Origin of the sequence: Nocardia sp. NPDC050406 (genome assembly GCF_044459025.1) — a bacterium.
Taxonomy (GTDB): Bacteria; Actinomycetota; Actinomycetes; order Mycobacteriales; family Mycobacteriaceae; genus Nocardia.
This window is the reverse complement of the sequence record NZ_JBITIM010000002.1, coordinates 1,754,001-1,772,247: the sequence shown is the minus strand read 5'-3', so window position 1 is coordinate 1,772,247 and position 18,247 is coordinate 1,754,001. Positions and strand designations below refer to the sequence as shown.

The window sequence follows — 18,247 nt, the reverse complement described above, 5'->3', positions numbered from 1 at the left end:
CGGCTGCGTACTCGCGGTCGGGACATTCCTGGCCGTGCGGCCACTGTTCCACCACGAGCGGCCCGTACCGGATACCAGTACGGTGTCGCAGGTTCGGCAGTGGGCGCGCACCATCACGCTCACCACGGCGGCGGGCACGGCGACGGCGACCATCGCGGACGGGCGGCCCGGGGATCGGGTGTGGCTGGATCGGCGGACCGATACCGAGCAGGTTCAGCTCGGCGAGATCGAGGTGGCCGCGAACGAGACGGCCGCGCGCACAGCGGCTTTCGGCTTCGAGGACGGTGTGCTGCGGGCCTGCGGGCGCGCCGGTGACCGACCGGAGGTGCGGTGCACCCGCTGGATGGGCCGCCACGATCCGAATCCGGACCGCGGACTGCGCGCGGTGGAGCGACTGCTCGACCGCTACGACCACGAGAACGGCCGGTGGGGCGGCGACGCCAGCGTGTGGCAGAGCGCCAATGCCCTCACCTCGCTCATCGGCTACATGGCGCGCACCGGCGATCGGCAGTACGTCGGTTATCTCGACGAAACCTACAGGCACGGAATGGTTTCGCGGACGGGGCTGCCCCGCGACACCGGCTACAACGACGATGCGCTGTGGTGGGCGCTGGCCTGGCTGGACGCCTTCGATCTCACCGGCGAGCAGCGCTACCTCGCGGCTTCCCGCACGATCGTGGACAGTCTCGATGATCAGCACGCGACATTCTGCGACGGTGGGTTGGCGTGGGCGCGCAGGGGCGTCGACCCGCATCTTCGGCCGTGGACCCAGGTCAATTCGATCACCAACGAGCTGTACCTGACGGCGACCGCGCGATTGAGCATCCGGGTCGAATCAGCCGCCCGCGCTTCGTATTTCGCGCGGGCACAGCAGACCTGGGAGTGGTTCGCCCAGCGCGCCGGGCGAATGCTGCTCGACCCCTCCGGATTGATCAACGATCACCTCGACCAGCAGGGCGACACCTGTGTGCCAGCCGATGTCGGCACCCGGTGGACCTACGGCCAGGGCGCGATGGTCAGCGGCCTGGTGGCCATGTACCGGGCCACCGGCAACAAGGCGCGGCTGCGTGACGCCGATCGGGTCATGGCCGCGAGCACCGGTGCCGGATCGCCGTTCCTGCGCGACGGTGTCCTGGTCGAATCCGCCGCCAAGGATTGCCCCGGCCCCGACTGCAAGGACGCGGAGACCTTCAAGGGCGTCTTCGTGCGCGCCTATCGAGAACTCGTCGATACCAGGCGCTCTCAGAGCGCGTCTCCCTATTTCCTCGCTCGCCAGGCGAACTCGTTGCCGGGCGTGGACGACGAGTACGGATTCCGTTGGCAGGCACCGGCACAGCCCGACGACACGCCGACCTTCGCCACCCAGGCGGCCGCCATCGACGCACTCAACGCGGAGTAGTCGACCCCGGGTCCGTCTCGGGGTGCGGGTCAGCCTTCAGGACGATTCAACGCGCCGCGTCGATACGTACAGTCGCGAATATGACTGGGTGGGACAAGGATTCGACAGACAACCAGGGGTTCCGACCGAATCGGCGGGGGTTTCTCGCGGCCGCGGCGGCGCTGCCGCTGCTCGCGACACTGGCCTCGTGCTCGTCGGCGAGCGCACCGCGCGCGACCGGACCGGATCTGTCAGGGGTGGATGCGGCCGTACGACCGCAGGACGACCTGTACCGGCACATCAATGGAACCTGGCTGCGGGAGTTCCAATTACCGGCCGACAAGCCCTCCTACGGGGCTTTCGAGGAACTCATCGACCGCAACGAGACACGGCAGCGGGACATCCTCGAAGGACTTTCCGACGCAGCGCCGGATACCGACGAACAGCGGATGCGCGATATCTACGCGAGCTTCCTCGATACCGCAGCCCGCGACCGCGCCGGAATCGCGCCACTGGCCGATCTGCTGAGCGAGATCGACAACGCCTCCGGCAAGGCGGATCTCGCACGGGTGATGGGACGGCTCAACCGGCTGGGAGTGCAGGGGCTCATCGGTTTCCGCGTCGAAGCCGACCGCAAGAACACGACCGCGCATCGCGCCTACCTCGTACAGTCGGGGCTCGGGATGCCGGACGGCTCGTACTATCGCGACCCGCAATTCGCCGACCAACGGGTCGCCTACCGCACCTATCTCGACCGCATCGCGAGCGCGGCCGGAATGACCGGCTCGGCGGAGATCGCCACCCGCGTCTACGAAGTGGAGTCCGCGCTCGCCGAGGCGCATGTGAGCCTGACCCAGGTCATCGCGGACCTGACATCCTACAACCCGTACTCGTGGAGCCAATTGCGGGAGATGGCACCGGGTTTCGACTGGGAGGCCTGGCTCGCCGGGCTCACCGACAAGCCCGCGGGTTTCGCGACGGTGCTCGTGGACCAACCCGGATACTTCCCGGTGGCGGCGCGGCTGTGGGAGCGCACCGATATCGCCGTATGGCGAGAGTATCTGCGGCTCAACGTCTTGGCGCGCTACGCGCCAACCCTGTCCACGCCGTTCACGCGGGCGCACTTCGACTGGGCCGACCGGGCACTGCAAGGCACCCAGCAGCCGCCGGAGCCGTGGCGCTCGGCGGTCAGGGTGGTGCGAGAGCGGCTGGGCGACGCGCTCGGGCGCGCCTACGTCGAACACCACTTCCCGGAGACGGCGCGCAAACTCGCCGAGGAGATGGTCGGCGATCTCCTGAGCGCCTATCGGACAGCGCTCGCCGCGACGCCGTGGATGTCGGAGCCGACGCGGCAGACCGCGGTCGTCAAGGTGGACAAGGTGATCGCCATGGTCGGCGCACCGCGCAGTGGGCGCGACTACACCGGATTGACCATTCCACAGGGCGATCTCATCGCCGCGTTGCGGGCGGCCGACGCCTTCGCGTACGGCGCGCGCCTGGCGAAACTGGAACGTCCGGTCGACCGCGGCGAGTGGGGTATGTTGTGCGCCGCCGACGTGAACGCCAGCTACAGTTGGGAACTCAATCAGATCGCCCTGCCCGCGGCGATTCTGCAACCGCCGTTCTTCGATCCGGACGCCGACGCCGCGGTCAACTACGGCGGGATCGGCATGATCATCGCCCACGAAATGGGCCACGGCTTCGATACCAGCGGATCCAAATACGATCCGGACGGCACCCTGCGCGACTGGTGGACCCCGCAGGACGCGGCCGCGTTCGACGCCAAGGCGCAAGTAGTCGTCGCGCAGTACAACTCGCTCGTGCCCGAAGGGTTGCGGCCCGACCAGCATGTCGACGGCGCGCTCACCGTCACCGAGAATCTGGCGGATCTGCGCGGGCTCACCACCGCGCTGGCCGCGTTCCGTCTCGCCGAACAGAGACGCGGCGTGTCGAATCCGGACTATCGGCCGCTGTTCCAGGCCTACGGCCGTATGTGGCGACATGCCGCGAGTCCGGAATATCGGGCCATGATGCTCGGTCTCGATTCGCACTCCCCCGCCGAATTCCGCGTCAACCAGGTGGTTCGCAATATGCCGGAGTTCTACAGCGCCTTCGGAGTACAGGAATCCGACCGCATGTTCCTGCCGGAAGCGGGGCGCGTGGCCATGTGATCCGCGGGGCGGGCGGGGTCGTGAGGGACAATCGGTCCGCAGGCCCCGCCGTCGAAAGGATCGCCGATGATCAGCCACCCACCGCACCCCGGGACGGGGGCTTAGGCCGCGTGCCCGCATTCGACGCGCAAGCTCTCATCGATGCCGGTCATCGCCGTATCTGCGCTGGCTGCGGGTTTCTGGTGGGTACGAGTACGCCGCAGTGCCCGCGCTGTGGGCACAACGCCGAGGGGGCGACCGCCCGCCGTGCGCCGCGCACCGGAACTCGCAAGCGGGCGAACCGGTTCGAGGCAGCGACCGGTGACGCGGTGGTGACCGAACTCGGGCTCGGCGGGATGGCGTCGGTGCCGGATCGCACGCTGTGGCTGGTGTCGCACGGTGTGCCGAAGACCCAGGGATCCATGGTCGCGGTGGCTCCCGGGCAGTTGCGGGCGGCGGACAAGCAGATGTACGGGTGGCGCGACACCATTGCCGCGGATGCGTTGCGGCAGGTGGGAATTCGGTGGCAGCCCATCGACGCGCCCGTGCACATCGACGTGTGCTTCACGCTGCCGTTCCCGGCGCGGTTCGAGGACCAGTCCGAGCGCATCGCCGCGGTCGAACCCGACTGCGCGCCACGGATTCCCGCCATGCAGACTCCCGACCGCGACAAGCTGCTGCGCGCGGTGCAGGACGCCTTGTCGCTGCTGGATCCCGGTAACAAGGGTGACGGCGACTCGGTGGCGGGACGGTTCAAACTCGTGGCCGACGACTCCCGGTTCGTGTACGGCTCCGAAGCGAAAACCTATCCGCGGCCGGGACATACGCACGCGTGGGCCTTGGACCGCCCGGGCGCGGTGATTCGCGTGACGATGATCGACTCGGACGTCGAGCCCATGCCCCGTCCGACCCTGCGCACGCCCGGGGATCTGCCCGGACCCGTCGCCGCACTCCACGAGGAGGTCGTGCGGCGCAATCGGTTGGCCGGAATGGAGAGCTAGACCGGACGGCGGTGGAACCAGACCGGAGGCCCACGAGTAGGACAGTGGTGCACCGGCCTGGTTCGCGACGGTCAAGCCGACGCGGCGGCCAGTGACCGCTCCGGCGTGACGCGCTCCGAAGTCGACCACAGGGTGAGGGCGATGAGCAGGGCGAAGGCGATGAGCGCGGTACCGGTGCGCAGGTAGTGGAAGTAGTCCCAGCGCGTGAGGATCGAAAGGTGGTCCGCCGGTGCGCCTTCCACCGCCCATCGGTTGATCTGGTGGTTGATCGGCACATTGCCCAGACGGGTGATGCCGAACGACGCCACCACCAGCGCGCCCGCGGCGGCGGCGACGGCGCGGGGTCGGCCGCGGCGCAGGGCGGCCAGCGTGAGGCAGCTCAGGGCCGCGATCGCCATGGTCAGCTGCATGCTGACGCTGTTGTTGCGCATGAGGTCGGTGTGGAATTCCAAGCGCATCTGCAACGGGACGCGACGGAAGGTCGGGGCGAGATTGGCCGCGCCGTAACCGAATGCGCCTGCGAGCAGACCGGTGGCGAGGAGGGCGAGGGCTTGGACGATACGGACACGCACGGTGGTCTCCTGGGTCAGGCGGTCGGAAGGGTTCGCGAGTGGCCGTTGGCCCGCCGCAATCGGCCGTCGGGGGTGAACTCGCCGAACATGAAGACCTCGGTGTCGATGGCCTCCTTGCGCATCTGGGCGTGAATCGTCATGCGGACGGCGAAGCGCGGGCCGTCGGCGAGCGCCTCGTGCACCTCGAATCGGTAGTCGCGCAGGTTCTTTCGCACCGGGCGGATATGCGCGACCAGACGGTCGCGATCGAGCGTGATGCCGTCGGAGACCTGCACGATATCCGGGGTGTGGAAGCGGTCGATCACCTCCTCGGCGGGCAGGTCCGGGTCCAGGGCGGCGGCGGTGTAGGCGGTGAAGAAGTCGGTGATGAACTGCGCGGTCACCGGGGTCGACGAGACGGTCATGGCACTCCAGCCGTAGAATTCTTACAACGCTGTAAAGGCTAGGACACCACCACTAACTTTGACAAGGATGTAAGATTTTGACCGAAGCGCGGTCGAAGCGTCGCGCGGACGCGGAACGCAGTCGGGCCGACATCCTCGAGGCCGCCACCCGCCTCCTGGCCGACCGCCCCGATGTCGGCATGGCCGCCATAGCCGCCGAAGCGGGCGTCACCCGCCAAACGGTCTACGCGCACTTCACCTCTCGCGAAGACCTCCTACACGCCGTCCTCGACCACACCACCGCCCGAGCCGTCGCCGCCCTGGACGCCGCCGAACTCGACAGCGGCACCGCCACCGAGGCCCTCCTGCGCATGCTCGACGTAGGCTGGCAATTCTTCAAGAAATCCCCCACCCCCCAACACCTGGGCGCCTTCGCCGCCCAACGAGACGAAGACCGCCACATCCCCATCCACCCCCGCCTCCTCCGCCTCATCCAACGCGGCCAACACGCAGGCGAATTCACCCCCACCCAATCCCCCCAATGGCTCGTAGCCGCCATAATCGCCATAAGCCACACCGCAGGCGACCAAGTCCGCAACAACACCCTCACCCTCCCCGAAGCCCGAGAAACCCTCCGCACCACCATCCTCCGCATAGTCGGCAACCCGAACAACGAACCGCCCCCTCCCGATGCGAAGGTGAAGAGAACCTGACCTAGGAGAACCGGTGCCTCTGACCTCGGCCGCCATATGCCCCCATCCGCCGGGTCTGATACCCGCCGTCGCCGGTCCAGCCGCCGCCGAATGGGACCGTTCGCGCACCGCCTGCTTGGAATCCGTTCGGCGACTGAACATCCCGCAATTGGGCGTCGACGCGAACGGCAGGGCTGTCCCCGCGACCCACGACGAGCCCACACCCGATCTTCTCGTCGTCGTCGGAGGTGACGAGACAACAAGAACTTTCGACTCCTCCGGCGCATACGCCAGCCTCCGACAGGCTGGCATCGACTGGCAATTCGGCTGGGAAGGCAGCGGCGAACCCCAACCCCTGCCGCTGACCCTTTCTCTCGGCTATTGGCTCCTCATCACCGGCACCCCGCCTGGAATGATCCTGATAGACATCGTCTTCCAAGCCATCTCCTACGACGCCACCCCCGAGGAATGCCTCGCGCTGGGCAAAGACTTGGCTGGGCGCACCGACAATGTAGCGATGCTCGTCCTCGGCGAAGGCTCAGCGGTCCGCGGCGTGACAACCCGCCCACACCCGGACAGCGCCGCAGCTACTTTCGACGCCAAGATCGCCCAAGCCTTGGCCGAGGCCGACACCACGACCCTCGGCCAGCTCACCCCTCGCGAATCCCGAGGCTTCAACGCCACCGGCCGAGCGGCCTGGCAGGTTCTGGCCGGTGCCGCCGGGGAACAGCGCTTCCACGCAACTCTTTTGGAGTCCGCCTGCCAAGGGTTAGGTCATTTCGTTGCTAGTTGGAGGCAGGCACCTGTGGGCGATAGGGGGTCAGGTGCGTGAGGGTTGGCCTGAGCGGTCGAAAATCGGGGTCAGGGGGCGAAAAGTGGCGTGTTGTTGCGGATTTCGACCGGCCAGGCCAACGTTGAGCGGATGAGCGTTCTCTTACGGGTCGCCAAAGCCATTGCGATAGCCGTGGGTTTGGCGTTCTTCCTGATGTTGGGGATTGTGTGGTGGGCGGGGGCTCATCCGGAGTGTGCTTGGATTCCGGACAGTGTGGGGCCCTGTGGGTATTGGGAGCGGGTGGGGAGTGATGGGCCGGTGATCATGTTGTTTGTTTCGGTGGGGTTGTTGACGCTGTATTCGCCTTGGCCGTTTGTCAGCGCGGTTGTCGAGCGGGTGCGGGAGCGGAAGGCTCAGCGGGGCGCCGTAGGGAGGCGTTGATTACGCCGGTTGGCGGTGGACCGCTATCACGGGGATTTGGCGGGTGGTTTTGGCTCGGTAGTCGGCGAATTGGGGCATGCGGTCGACCATGCGTTGGTAGAGGCTGTCGGCTTCGGGGCCGGTGAGGAATTCGGCTTTGGCGATGTAGGTTTCGGTGCCGAGTTCGACCTGTAGTTCGGGGTTCGCGCGGAGGTTGTGGTACCAGGCGGGGTGTTTGTCGGCGCCGCCGTTGGAGGCGATGAGGATGATGCGGTCGCCGTCGGGGACGTAGACGAGGGGGTTGGTTACTCGGCGGCCGGATTTCGCGCCGGTGGTGGTGATCAGGACCATATTGTCGCGGCCCTCGAAGGGGCCGCCGACCTTGCCGCCATTGGCGCGGAACTCCGCGATGACATTGTCGTTGAATGCGTTCATCTCACCTGTCCTGTCGAAGGGTCTTCGGCAGCAACCCGACCCGGCGGCGTGAAATTCCGGTCAGCTCTGCGCCGAGGCCGTGGCCAGGTCACGGCCCTTGGTCTCGGGTGCGCCCCAGACGCAGATGAGGAAGCCGATGGCGGTCAGGCCCGCGGCGTACAGGAAGGTCGCGCCCATGCCGAGATGGTCGAGGGACCACGGCAGCAGGTAGGTGCCGAAGGCCGCACCGACACGGCTGATGGAGGTGGCGAAACCCACGGCGGTCGCGCGAATGTGGGTGGGGAACAGCTCGTTCGGGTAGGTCCAGTCGAGTACGTTCGGGCCGCCGCAGAAGAACGCGTACAGGCAGAGCATGAGGAAGGCCAGCACCGTCGGCATGGTCGGCCACAACCCGATGCACAGCACCGGAATCACCATGAGCCCGAAGCACCACACGATGGTGGGGCGGCGACCCACGGTGTCGATCAACCGCATGGCGGGCAGGCAGCCGACCAGGAACACCATGCTGATCAACGCCACGCCGAGGGTGTCCATCCAGGTGCCCGCGGGCATGCCGAAACTCTCCAGAATGGTCGGACCGAAGGTCAGCATGGCGAACAGGACCGCGACCTGGCAGAGGAAGAACCCGCAGCAGAAAGCCGTGCGCTTACGGTATTTCGGCCGGAAGATCTCCCGTAGCGAGGATTGCGCCGGATGCGACTCCTCCCCCGACTCCACCAACTCCGCGGGCGAGATGTTCACGTGCAGGAACTTCTTCACCATGCGCGCGGCCTCGTCCGCCCGCCCGTGCTGGGCCAGCCAGCGCGGCGACTCCGGCGCGGTGCTCTGCCGGATGATCAGGAAGAAGGCGCACAGCAGCGCACTGCTGGCCAGTTGCCAGCGCCAGCTGCCCGGGCCGAAGAAGGTCAGGCAGATGTAGCCGACCACATAGGCGAGCACCGCGCCCGCGTACCACGCCACAATCTGGAAGCCGAGCAGCGTCCCCCGCTGCTTGCGCGGCAACCACTCCCCCAGCAACGACGTGGCGATCGGATAGTCGGCGGCCACCGCCATACCGAGGATGAACCGCAGAATGACGATCAGCCACACGGATTCGGCCCAGAACGAGAAGATCGAGCACGCCGCCATCACGACCAGGTCGGCGGTGTACATGACCTCGCGCCCGATCTTGTCGGTGAGCACCCCGAACAGCGTGCCGCCGATGAACATGCCGATCAGCGCGGATGCGCCGATCAGACTGATATCGGTGGTGCTGAGCTGGAGTTCGTCGGTCATCCCGATCAGCGCGGTGCCGACGATGCTGAGAATGTAGCCGTCCAACAGCGGCCCGCCCGAACACGCGATGGCCAACCGCTTGTGGAATCCGGTGAAGGGAGCGTCGTCGATGACGGTGGTAGTCAACTGGCCTCCTCGCCACACCCCAACCAAAGCAGCGAACGTTCAGCAAATGAACCGAATCTACCTGGGCACCGTGCCGCGACGCCCCGCTGACACGCCGTAGTAGCCGAACCGTGCCGACCAGCACGGGAGGTGTGCACCCACGTCGCCACCGACGCACTCCGCAGCCGAATCCGCCCTCGACCGATCCGGTACGACGAGGGCTCGACCGGGCGGTCACGATCGACCCGGGCACCCTCCCGAGTCGACTCCGGTCCCGTCGTCCGGCACCCGCCCCGCGAGGCCCCGGAATCGTCAGCCGCCCAAGGCGTTTGCGCCACCCCTCACCCGCGCCCGATTGAGCTGCGGCGTTGCACCATTGGGAGATAGTTCGCTGCGAAGCTGCTAACGTGAGCAATCGCCGCGACGGCAGGCGGTGGGTACGGACTGCTCCACTCCAGGACAGCGATGGCCGAAATCGCCTGTCCTGCAAGGACTATGTCTGGAGCCACGCTTTTGACCAACCCACGCCATCCGGCGTCCGCAGCCACTGCCGTCGGACCCGGAGCCTGCCCCGTCCAGCACGGATCGCCGATCGACAGCGACGGCCCGCGAGTACTGCTGCACAGTCCGGAGTTCGCCGCCGACCCGCACGGCGCGTACAGCCATATGCGTGGCGCGTACGGCCCGCTGGTGCCCGTCGAGCTGGCCCCGGATGTGCCCGCCACCTTGGTGATCGACTACCGCATCGCGCTGTGGATCCTGCACGATTCCGACCGCTTTCCGGCCGATCCGCGCTTCTGGCAGCAGAGCATCCCCGACGACTCCCCCGTCAAGCCGATGATGCAGTGGTACCCGAATGCGTTGCGCAACAGCGGAACCATTCACGCCCGCTACCGCGCCGCCTACGTCGCGGCCATCGACGGCATCGACCTGCACGCGCTCAACACCACCATCGAACGCGTCGCCACCCCGCTGATCAACACCTTCTGCCAGGACGGTTCGGCGGACCTGGTGTCCCAGTACGCCTTTCCGCTGGTCTTCGAGGTGCTCAACCAAATGGTGGGCTGCTCGGCCGAATTGGGCCAGCGGGTCGCCACCGGTATGGCCGCGCTGTTCGACACGGTGAACGCCGCCTGGGGTATGCAGCACCTGAGCGAGGCGCTCATGGAACTCATCACCATGCGCCGCGCCGAACCGGGTGACGACGTAACCTCCCGTCTCGCACACCATCCGGCCAATCTCGACGACACCGAGATGCTCTACAACCTGATCAGCTTCTACGGCGCGGGCCTCGAGCCCATGCAGAATCTGATCGCGAACACCCTGCTGCTCATGCTCACCGACGACCGGTTCGGCGGCGATATCCTCGGCGGCGTGCTGTCCACCCGCGACGCACTCGACGACGTGCTCTTCAACGACCCGCCGATGGCGAACTTCTCCATCACCTACCCGCGTCAGCCGATCCTGGTGGGCGACACCTGGCTACCGGCGCACCAGCCGGTGATCATCAGCCTCAGCGCCTGCAACAACGATCCGACGATTCGCAGCGGCGACCACACCGGCAACCGGTCTCATCTGGCGTGGAGCGCCGGAGCCCATGCCTGCCCGGCGAATTCGGTCGCCTACCTGGTCGCGCAGAACGCCATCGACCAGCTGCTGGACGCACTCCCCGAACTGCGGATGGGCGTGAGCGCCGACGAGATCACCTGGCGGCCAGGGCCTTTTCACCGGGCGATGGCGGCGCTGCCCGTCGTCTTCCCCAAAACCCCACCGTTGCCGGTGTTTTAAAGGAGATCGCGATGGACCTGCAACCAATTGTCCTGGACCCCATGGGTACAGATATCCAGGGCGAGTCCGCCCGGATCCGCGAACGTGGCGCGGTCGCCCTGGTGGAGTTGCCCGGCGGCGTGCGCGCCTGGTCGGTGACCGACTACACGGTGCTGCAGAGCCTGCTGGCCGATCCGCGCGTCTCGAAGGATCCGCGCCAGCACTGGACGGCCTTCATGAACGGTGAGGTCACCGAGGAGTGGCCGCTGCTGCCGTGGGTGGCCGTGGACAATATGTTCACCGCCTACGGCGCCGATCACCGTCGCCTGCGCAAACTGGTGGCCCCGGCGTTCACGCACCGCCGCACCGTCGCCATGCGCGAGCGCGTCGAGGCCATCACCGCCGAACTGCTCGACAAGCTCGCGGCGACGCCCGCGGGTACGGCCGTCGATCTGCGCGAGGGCTACTGCTATCCGGTGCCGATCCAGGTCATCAGCGAACTCATGGGCGTCCCCGAGGACCGCAATCCTCGGCTGCGCAAATGCGTGGACGGCTTCTTCGACGGCTCGCTGAGCCCGGAGGAGGCCCAGGCCAACTACGTGGAGATGTACGGCCTGGTCAGCGAGATCGTGGCGCTCAAGCGCGAGACGCCGGGCGACGACATCATCAGCGTGCTCATCGCCACCCGCGACGACGACGGCTCACGGCTGACCGAGAAGGAGCTCGTGGACACCCTGATGCTGGTCATCAACGCGGGCCACGAGACCACGGTCAACCTGCTCGACCAGGCGATCTTCACGCTGCTGACGCATCCGGAGCGGCTCGCCGAGGTGCGCGCGGGCGCCCTCGCGTGGACCGATGTGGTCGAGGAGACGCTGCGCCTGGAGGCTCCCGTCGCGCACCTGCCGCTGCGCTACGCCGTGGAGGACATCGATATCGAGGGCTTCCGCATCCCCAAGGGCGAGGCGATTCTGGCCTCCTACGCCGGTGCGAACCGCGACCCGAAGATCCACGGCCCCAATGCCGACGAGTTCGACCCGCACCGCACCACCAAGGACAAGCACCTGGCCTTCGGCCACGGCGCACACCACTGCATCGGCGCGCCCCTGGCCCGCCTGGAGGCGACGATCGCCCTTCCGGCGCTGTTCGATCGCTTCCCGAACCTGTCCCTGGCGCAGGATCCGGCGACCCTGGCCCCGGTGGTGAGCTTCATCTCCAACGGTCACGCGAAGCTGCCGGTGCGCCTGGGCACCGAGTAACTCGAGCGGGCGGGCCGCCCGGCCCGCCCCACCTCGCTCAGGCCCGGTAGGCCGTGAGAATGCCGCGCACCGACGAGGTGACCGGCAGTTCGCCGTCCAGGGGAACCCACCGGTACCGCGCGTAGTTGGAGAGCTGGATCGGCGCGACACTGGCCACTTGGACCGCGAAATGCTCACGCCGCACCGGTTTTCCGGCACTGGACAGATAGTCGAAGTTGCCGACGTGGCGAATGATGTCGACCACGCTGAGCCCGGTCTCCTCGAGCACGGCGCGGGCGACCGCGGCGGCCAGGGGTTCGCCGTGGCGCACGATGGTGCCGGGTAGGTTCAGCGGGCGGCGTCCCGGGACGCGTTCGGCCCGCTCGAGTAGGAGCACCGCCCCGTCGTGCTCCACGACGACGCCCACTCTCAGCGCCACGCCTTCCGCGTCGGCCCGCTGCTGTATCTGGGCCAGGACAGATTCACCGATCGACTGCTTGGGCAGCACCTCGAAACCCCACACTGCGCACCACATCTCGTCCCGCCGACCATCCGCGACCGGCCTGTGCATCAACGCTACCGGGCCAATGGCCTCGGGCGGCAGGGTTACGGGCAGGTTTCGGCGGTTCTTCGCCCGAGTGACGGGTCGCCAGGAAACTTTCGCAATCTTGCGTGGGCGAACCGATTCCAGTGACAACGATCGGGTCACGACACGCGAAACAGCTATGCGGACTTCAGTTCTCGGCTCGCGACCGCCAGATCCGCGAGGAAATCCCGGTAGGCCCGTTCCCGGTCGGGATCGCGCAGTACCGAGGACGGATGCATGGTCGCGACCGCGCGAAATTCGGGCAACTCCAGCACCTGCCCGCGCATGGCCGTGACCCGGAAGTCCGCCCCCAGGACCGCCTTGGCCGCCACCGCTCCGAGACACACGACCATCTCCGGCCGTACCCGCGCGAGTTCGGCGGTGAGCCACGGCCCACACGCCACGATCTCGGTACGCCCCGGCGTCTTGTGAATGCGCCGCTTACCCCGCTCGGTGAATTTGAAGTGCTTGACCGCATTGGTCAGATAGACGGTGTCCCGATCGATACCGGCCTCCTCGAGCGCCCGGTCGAGCAGCCGTCCCGCGGGCCCGACGAAGGGATGGCCCTCCAGGTCCTCATGGTCGCCCGGCTGTTCCCCGATCATCACCACCCGCGCATCCGGCGGCCCCTCGCCGAAGACGGTCTGGGTGGCGTTCCGGTACAGCTCACACCCCCGACAGCCACAAGCCGCCTGTCGCAGTTCGTCGAGATCCGCCCGCTCCGGTACGAAATCCGCCGCGCTCATATCCGGGCGATACCCATTCCCCGCGCGCTCGCACGGTCGAATTCGTTTGGCCCCGCGCACCCGGGGTAGGGCGGACAACGTAAGGAACGCTGCTAGACAAGGAGTTCAGAGATGACGCAGTCCCAGGAGACGGGAACCGTCACCGGCACCAAGGACAAGGATTACAACCTGCTCTGGTACATCCAGGCCTCGTTGGACAATGCCCTGCGGCTGGAGACCTACATTCAGGATGCCGAGCGCGCCGGTGACGCCGAACTCGCCGAATTCTTCCGCAAGGCCCAGAGCGACAGCCGCAAGGGCGGCCGCATGGGTAAGGAGTTGCTCGCCGCCCGCTTGGCCAGCTCCAGCGTCTGACCAGTCCGACAAGATCGTTCTCTGCGTGGACTGACCGGATTTCGATACACCCGGACCCCTCGTCGCTTAGCGTGTGCAACGTTGCTGCCGAGAGGGGTCTGGATGCGAACCGGGATGCTCAGTGTCGCCGATCTGAAACAGCAGGTCGAGGCGGGGATGCTGGACACGGTGTTGGTCGCGATGACCGACATGCAGGGGCGATTGCAGGGAAAGCGTTGTTCGGCACGGTATTTCGTGGACGAGGTGCTGCCGCACGCCACGGAGGCCTGTAACTACCTGTTGGCCGTGGATGTCGAGATGACCACGGTCGACGGCTACGAGATGTCGTCGTGGGATACCGGTTACGGCGATTTCGTGCTGCGGCCCGACCTCGACACGCTGCGGCTGGTGCCGTGGTGGCCCGGGACCGCCATGGTGCTCTGCGATGTGGAGCAGGTGGAGCCCAGCGGCGCGCCCGGCGCCGCGGTGACGGCCTCGCCGCGGCAGGTGCTGCGCGCCCAACTGGATCGACTGGCCGAACACGGTTTGCGCGCCTATGTCGGCACCGAACTCGAATTCCTGGTCTTCGACGACAGTTACGAGGCGGCGCACCGCGGCGGCTATCGCGATCTGACGCCCGCCAACCAGTACAACGTGGATTACTCGATGCTGGGCACCGCCCGGATCGAGCCGCTGCTGCGCCGCATTCGCAATGAGATGTCCGGCGCGGGAATGTATGTCGAGTCGGCCAAGGGCGAGTGCAATCCCGGACAGCACGAGATCGCCTTCCGCTACGACGAGGCGCTGGTGACCTGCGACAACCACAGCATCTACAAGACCGGCGCCAAGGAGATCGCCGCGCAGGAGGGGCGCAGCATCACGTTCATGGCGAAATACAATGAGCGTGAGGGCAGTTCGTGCCATATCCACCTGAGCCTGCGCAACGAGTCCGGCGACCCGGTATTCGCCGGGGACGGCGCGGGCGGCGAATCGGCGCTCATGCGCCACTTCCTCGCCGGGCAGTTGGACTGCCTGCGCGAGTTCACCTATCTGCTCGCCCCGAATATCAACTCCTACAAGCGGTTCCAGCCCGGCAGTTTCGCCCCGACCGCCATCGCCTGGGGCCGCGACAATCGCACCTGCGCGCTGCGCGTGGTCGGCCATGGCCCGTCGCTGCGTTTCGAGAACCGCGTCCCCGGCGGCGATGTGAACCCCTACCTGGCTGTCGCGGCGACCATCGCCGCCGGACTGCACGGCATCGAGCACCGCCTCCCGCTGGAGCCGGAATTCCGAGGCAATGCCTACCGCTCCCAGCGCCCCCGGGTCCCGCGCACCCTGCGCGAGGCCGCCCAGCTCTTCGGCGAGAGCAAAGCCGCCCGTACGGCTTTCGGCGAGGACGTCGTTCGCCACTACCGCAACGCGGCTCAGGTCGAGCTCGACGCCTTCGATGCCGCGGTCACCGATTGGGAGCGGATCCGTGGTTTCGAACGCCTCTGAACCGCCAACCCCCGCCAGGCCGGTGATCGGCCTGTCCACCTACTCCGAGCCCGCCCGCTACGGTCCTTGGAACCAGGAGAGCGTGGTTCTGCCACGCTCCTACGTCGATCTGGTCGAGCACGCCGGTGGCATTCCGGTGCTGCTGCCGCCCAGGCCGCCCGCGCGGCCGGAACTGGTGGCCCGGCTGGACGGCATCGTGCTCAGTGGCGGGGCCGATCTCGACCCGGCCCGCTACGGGGCGGCACCGCACCCCGCGACCGGCGGAATCCGGCCCGACCGTGACGAATTCGAGTTCGGGCTGTTCGAACTGGCGCGCGGCCAGGGCATTCCGGTACTGGCGATCTGCCGGGGCCTGCAACTGGTCAACGCCGCACTGGGCGGCACACTGCTGCAACACCTTCCGGACACCGTCGCGCACACCGACCACTCCCCCAATCCCGGCAGTTTCGGCGTCACCCGCGTCCGCACGGTCCCGGGCAGCCGCGTGGCGGGCATTATCGGCCCCGAGGTGAAGGCGCACTGCCATCATCACCAGGCCATCGATATTCTCGCCCCCGATCTCGTCGCGTCGGCGCATGCCGCCGATGGCACCGTCGAGGCGGTCGAGTCGCGCGGCGATTCCTTCCTGATTGGTGTGCAATGGCATCCGGAAGCCGATGCCACCGATCACCGACTCATGCTGGCGCTGGTGGCGGCGGCGACGACATACGGACAGGAGCGTGGTCGATGACGAAATCCCAGGTGCTCAATCCCGCGACCGAACAGGTCGTGGCCACCGTCGACGCCGCCGACGAGGCGGCCACCGACGCCGCCATCGCACGGGCCCAGCGCGCCTTCGCGACCTGGCGCGAAGTGGCGCCGGGCGACCGTGCCCGTCTGCTGCGCCGCTTCGCCGAGGCGGTCGAGGCCGACCTGGAGCACCTCGCCCAGCTCGAGGTGGCCAATGCGGGCCACACGCTCGGCAACGCCCGCTGGGAGGCGGGCAATGTCCGCGATGTGCTGCACTACAGCGCGGGACTGCCCGAACGCCTGCTGGGCAGCCAGATTCCGGTGGCGGGCGGCGTGGACATCACCTTCCACGAACCCCTCGGCGTCGTCGGCGTCATCGTGCCCTGGAATTTCCCGATGCCCATTGCCGCCTGGGGTTTCGGCCCGGCGTTGGCCGCCGGGAACACGGTGGTCCTCAAACCGGCCGAGCTCACTCCCCTGACCGCCATCCGCCTCGGCGAACTCGCGCTCGAGGCCGGTCTGCCCGACGACGTCTTCCAGGTGATCCCGGGCAAGGGTTCGGTGGTCGGCCAACGCTTCGTCACCCATCCCGCCGTGCGCAAGGTGGTGTTCACCGGCTCCACCGAGGTGGGCAAGCAGATCATGGCTGGCTGCGCCGACCAGGTGAAGCGGGTGACCCTCGAATTGGGCGGTAAGAGCGCGAATATCGTCTTCGCCGACGCCGATCTGGAGCGCGCCGCCGCCACCGCCCCCTACGCCGTCTTCGACAATGCCGGACAGGACTGCTGCGCCCGCTCCCGAATCCTGGTGCAGCGCGACGTCTTCGACCGCTTCCTGGAACTCCTCGAACCGGCGGTGCGGGGTGTGCGCGTCGGTGACCCCGCCGACGAGGCCACCGAGATGGGTCCGCTCATCTCCGCCGCGCACCGCGACCGTGTCGCCGGATATCTGGAGCCCTCGACCACGGTCGCGTTCACCGGTACCCGCCCCGACGGCCCCGGATTCTGGTTCCCTCCAACGGTGGTGCTGCCCACCGCGCCCACCGACCGGGTGCTCACCGAGGAGGTGTTCGGCCCGGTGGTCGCCGTGCTGCCCTTCGAGGACGAGGCCGATGCCATCCGCATCGCCAACGACACCGAATTCGGCCTCTCCGGCTCGATCTGGACCTCGAACGTGGGCCGCGCGCTGCGCGTCTCCCGCGCGGTGGAGGCCGGAAACCTCTCGGTGAATTCGCACTCCTCCGTGCGGTATTGGACCCCGTTCGGCGGTTTCAAACAATCCGGCCTCGGCCGCGAGCTCGGCCCCGACGCCGCGCGCGCCTTCACCGAGACCAAGAACGTCTTCATCGCCCATTGACGCCTCGCCCCACCCATCAACAGAGGAGATGTGTTGCAGCGCTTACAGGATCGAGTCGCGGTCGTCACCGGCGGCGGTAGTGGCATCGGCTTGGCCACGGTCCGCCGCTTCGCCCAGGAGGGCGCGAAAGTCGTTGTCGCCGATATCGACGCCGCCGCGGGCGAGGCGGCGGCCGGTGCGGTGGACGGCCTGTACCTGAAGGTCGATGTCACCGACGAGACCCAGGTGCGGTCGATGTTCCAGACCATCGTGGACACCTACGGCGGGCTGGACATCGCCTTCAACAACGCGGGAATCTCACCGCCCGAGGACGATTCGATCCTCACCACCGGTCTCGACGCCTGGCGGCGCGTCCAGGAGGTCAACCTGACCTCGGTGTACCTGTGCAGCAAGTACGCCATCGAGCACATGCTCGAGCGCGGCAAGGGCTCGATCATCAATACCGCGTCGTTCGTGGCCGTCATGGGCGCGGCCACCTCGCAGATCTCCTACACCGCCTCCAAGGGCGGCGTGCTGTCCATGAGCCGGGAGCTCGGAGTCCAGTTCGCGCGCCAGGGTATTCGCGTCAACGCCCTGTGCCCCGGACCGGTGAACACCCCGCTGCTCCAGGAGCTGTTCGCCAAGGATCCCGAACGCGCCGCCCGCCGCCTGGTGCACATTCCGACGGGCCGCTTCGCCGAACCGGAGGAGATCGCCGCCGCCGTGGCCTTCTTGGCCAGCGACGACGCCTCCTTCATCACCGCCTCGCAATTCCTGGTCGACGGCGGCATCTCCGGCGCGTACGTGACCCCGCTCTGACCGGACTCCTCGGC

General features: G+C 67.5%; 18 protein-coding genes. 12 read left to right on the top strand and 6 right to left on the bottom strand.

Annotation, left to right across the window (positions count from 1 at the left end):
- The first annotated feature begins 34 nt into the window (after positions 1–34).
- From ACIBH2_RS21410 to ACIBH2_RS21400, 3 genes are all read left to right on the top strand, one after another.
- Positions 35–1,399, top strand: a complete 1,365-nt coding sequence (locus ACIBH2_RS21410) for a glycoside hydrolase family 76 protein (protein WP_397119929.1) — start codon at positions 35–37, stop codon at positions 1,397–1,399.
- Between the two features lie 80 nt (positions 1,400–1,479).
- Complete coding sequence (locus tag ACIBH2_RS21405; RefSeq protein WP_397119927.1) at positions 1,480–3,549, top strand: M13 family metallopeptidase; 2,070 nt, start codon at positions 1,480–1,482, stop codon at positions 3,547–3,549.
- Positions 3,550–3,659: 110 nt separating this feature from the next.
- On the top strand, positions 3,660–4,529 hold the full coding sequence (locus ACIBH2_RS21400; protein WP_397119925.1) for a hypothetical protein: 870 nt from the start codon (positions 3,660–3,662) through the stop codon (positions 4,527–4,529).
- Between the two features lie 71 nt (positions 4,530–4,600).
- Here the strand turns inward: ACIBH2_RS21400 and ACIBH2_RS21395 are convergent, their stop codons facing one another.
- Together ACIBH2_RS21395 and ACIBH2_RS21390 are read right to left on the bottom strand one after the other, a co-directional pair.
- Positions 4,601–5,101 carry an anthrone oxygenase family protein gene (locus tag ACIBH2_RS21395; RefSeq protein WP_397119923.1) on the bottom strand — a complete coding sequence of 167 codons (501 nt, stop codon included), beginning with the start codon at positions 5,099–5,101 and terminating at the stop codon, positions 4,601–4,603.
- Positions 5,102–5,115: 14 nt separating this feature from the next.
- Entirely contained in the window at positions 5,116–5,505 is a 390-nt protein-coding gene (locus ACIBH2_RS21390; protein ID WP_397119921.1) for a nuclear transport factor 2 family protein, read from the bottom strand.
- Positions 5,506–5,582: 77 nt separating this feature from the next.
- On the opposite strand from ACIBH2_RS21390, the gene ACIBH2_RS21385 reads away from it, so the two are divergent.
- Together ACIBH2_RS21385 and ACIBH2_RS21380 are read left to right on the top strand one after the other, a co-directional pair.
- Positions 5,583–6,197, top strand: a complete 615-nt coding sequence (locus ACIBH2_RS21385) for a TetR/AcrR family transcriptional regulator (protein WP_397119919.1) — start codon at positions 5,583–5,585, stop codon at positions 6,195–6,197.
- A gap of 13 nt (positions 6,198–6,210) precedes the next feature.
- Positions 6,211–7,008, top strand: a complete 798-nt coding sequence (locus tag ACIBH2_RS21380) for a hypothetical protein (RefSeq protein WP_397119917.1) — start codon at positions 6,211–6,213, stop codon at positions 7,006–7,008.
- A 381-nt stretch (positions 7,009–7,389) separates the two neighbouring features.
- Here the strand turns inward: ACIBH2_RS21380 and ACIBH2_RS21375 are convergent, their stop codons facing one another.
- Both ACIBH2_RS21375 and ACIBH2_RS21370 read right to left on the bottom strand, forming a co-directional pair.
- Positions 7,390–7,803 carry a nitroreductase family deazaflavin-dependent oxidoreductase gene (locus ACIBH2_RS21375; protein ID WP_397119915.1) on the bottom strand — a complete coding sequence of 138 codons (414 nt, stop codon included), beginning with the start codon at positions 7,801–7,803 and terminating at the stop codon, positions 7,390–7,392.
- 60 nt (positions 7,804–7,863) lie between these two features.
- Positions 7,864–9,204, bottom strand: a complete 1,341-nt coding sequence (locus ACIBH2_RS21370; RefSeq protein WP_397119913.1) for an MFS transporter — start codon at positions 9,202–9,204, stop codon at positions 7,864–7,866.
- Between the two features lie 492 nt (positions 9,205–9,696).
- On the opposite strand from ACIBH2_RS21370, the gene ACIBH2_RS21365 reads away from it, so the two are divergent.
- Both ACIBH2_RS21365 and ACIBH2_RS21360 read left to right on the top strand, forming a co-directional pair.
- Entirely contained in the window at positions 9,697–10,971 is a 1,275-nt protein-coding gene (locus ACIBH2_RS21365) for a cytochrome P450 (protein ID WP_397119911.1), read from the top strand.
- Positions 10,972–10,982: 11 nt separating this feature from the next.
- Positions 10,983–12,209, top strand: a complete 1,227-nt coding sequence (locus tag ACIBH2_RS21360; protein ID WP_397119909.1) for a cytochrome P450 — start codon at positions 10,983–10,985, stop codon at positions 12,207–12,209.
- Positions 12,210–12,246: 37 nt separating this feature from the next.
- Here ACIBH2_RS21360 and ACIBH2_RS21355 read toward each other — a convergent pair whose 3' ends face one another.
- Positions 12,247–12,723 (bottom strand): NUDIX hydrolase, encoded by a 477-nt coding sequence (locus ACIBH2_RS21355; protein ID WP_397119907.1) that lies wholly within the window; start codon positions 12,721–12,723, stop codon positions 12,247–12,249.
- A gap of 188 nt (positions 12,724–12,911) precedes the next feature.
- Complete coding sequence (locus ACIBH2_RS21350; protein ID WP_397119905.1) at positions 12,912–13,520, bottom strand: UdgX family uracil-DNA binding protein; 609 nt, start codon at positions 13,518–13,520, stop codon at positions 12,912–12,914.
- Between the two features lie 111 nt (positions 13,521–13,631).
- On the opposite strand from ACIBH2_RS21350, the gene ACIBH2_RS21345 reads away from it, so the two are divergent.
- The 5 genes from ACIBH2_RS21345 to ACIBH2_RS21325 all read left to right on the top strand — a co-directional run bounded on the left by ACIBH2_RS21345 (position 13,632) and on the right by ACIBH2_RS21325 (position 18,233).
- Positions 13,632–13,874 (top strand): hypothetical protein, encoded by a 243-nt coding sequence (locus ACIBH2_RS21345; RefSeq protein WP_397119903.1) that lies wholly within the window; start codon positions 13,632–13,634, stop codon positions 13,872–13,874.
- A gap of 102 nt (positions 13,875–13,976) precedes the next feature.
- Positions 13,977–15,350, top strand: coding sequence for a glutamine synthetase family protein (locus ACIBH2_RS21340; protein ID WP_397119901.1), 1,374 nt, complete (start codon positions 13,977–13,979; stop codon positions 15,348–15,350).
- Entirely contained in the window at positions 15,301–16,080 is a 780-nt protein-coding gene (locus ACIBH2_RS21335) for a gamma-glutamyl-gamma-aminobutyrate hydrolase family protein (RefSeq protein WP_397119899.1), read from the top strand. The genes ACIBH2_RS21340 and ACIBH2_RS21335 overlap by 50 nt, the downstream gene beginning before the upstream one ends.
- A complete protein-coding gene (locus ACIBH2_RS21330; protein ID WP_397119897.1) occupies positions 16,077–17,435 on the top strand; it encodes an aldehyde dehydrogenase family protein in 1,359 nt (452 codons plus the stop codon). The genes ACIBH2_RS21335 and ACIBH2_RS21330 overlap by 4 nt, the downstream gene beginning before the upstream one ends.
- Positions 17,436–17,450: 15 nt before the next feature.
- Positions 17,451–18,233: a 3-oxoacyl-ACP reductase gene (locus ACIBH2_RS21325; protein WP_397120949.1), complete on the top strand. Its 783-nt coding sequence runs from the start codon at positions 17,451–17,453 to the stop codon at positions 18,231–18,233.
- Positions 18,234–18,247: the final 14 nt, after the last annotated feature.